At 57.8% G+C, this 997-nt stretch carries 2 protein-coding genes; one reads left to right on the top strand and one right to left on the bottom strand.

Translation table 11 applies throughout. The annotated features are described in order from the left end of the window. A partial coding sequence (locus OGY18_RS01630) for a Tn3 family transposase (protein ID WP_286551413.1) occupies positions 1-264 on the top strand: 264 nt, incomplete at its 5' end. 236 nt (positions 265-500) lie between these two features. Here OGY18_RS01630 and OGY18_RS27460 read toward each other — a convergent pair. Continuing rightward, positions 501-635: a replication-associated protein RepA4 gene (locus tag OGY18_RS27460; RefSeq protein WP_502872877.1), complete on the bottom strand. Its 135-nt coding sequence runs from the start codon at positions 633-635 to the stop codon at positions 501-503. Positions 636-997 lie beyond the last annotated feature (362 nt).

Genomic DNA, 997 nt, shown 5'->3' with positions numbered 1-997 from the left:
GACCGCAGTTTTGAGCAGCAGCGCTACCGGGCCAGCGGCCTCAATCTGGTGACGGCGGCCATCGTGTTGTGGAACACGGTCTATCTGGAGCGTGCCACCAGTGCTTTGCGTGCCCACGGCAAGGCGCTGGACGACACGTTGCTGCAATATCTGTCACCGCTGGGGTGGGAGCATATCAACCTGACCGGCGATTACCTATGGCGCAGCAGTGCCAAGGCCGGTGCGGGGAAGTTCAGGCCATTGCGACCGCTGCCACCGGCTTAGCGTGCTTTATTTTCCGTTTTCTGAGACGACCCCTGAATAGTCCATCCTGTTTTCTCCACTGCGAATCTGTTCAAAATTACGGCGCATGCTCATTATGCCGCGTAGCGGCATGGAGACGCCAGCAGGAGTCACACTGAGCGCAGTCGGTGGGAGGCGTCGTGACCGGCGCAGCCGTTACGGATTGATAGTTTCTGCCTTGCCCACCCCATTCCCTGCAAAGCCAAATCCACTAAAAGCTACTCCGGTTGATGATTTGCGCCGTCGGAGTGGTCACGACAAGGCATGGCCGAAGTCGGGGCGTATCTCCGCGTTAGCGGGCCGTTAGGGCCGCTTACGGGCGTGTACGGAAAACTGTCAGCAGCACCACCCACAGCGACACTGAATTCTAGTTACAACATCCCTTACAAAGCGGGGGTGTTCCGGCCCTTTGGGCCGGGGCGGCGTCGGTTTGGCAGGGGTAAGGGGTGTGCACTGGGGTGGCTTTTTGCGCCACCGGGGCCCGGCGCTTGGCGACGGGAGGTACTTTTGTCTTTTTTCTGAGCGCGCGGCCGGGGGCCGCTGCATGCGAAGGCATTACCGGTTTTCCCCGTTATCCACGGAAGTTATGCAGTGAACAGGAGGTCTCTTTTATGAATATAAGTAAAGGGTGAAACTGAATCGCCACGGATAATCTAGACACTTCCGAGCCGTTGATAATACAGGTTTTCATATTCAGCCGGTGGCATCTGATCAC

This window comes from Citrobacter sp. Cpo142 (genome assembly GCF_030332425.1).
In the GTDB taxonomy this organism is placed as follows: domain Bacteria; phylum Pseudomonadota; class Gammaproteobacteria; order Enterobacterales; family Enterobacteriaceae; genus Citrobacter; species Citrobacter portucalensis.
The sequence above is the reverse complement of the archived record's forward strand: the minus strand, read 5'-3'. Positions and strand labels throughout refer to the sequence as shown.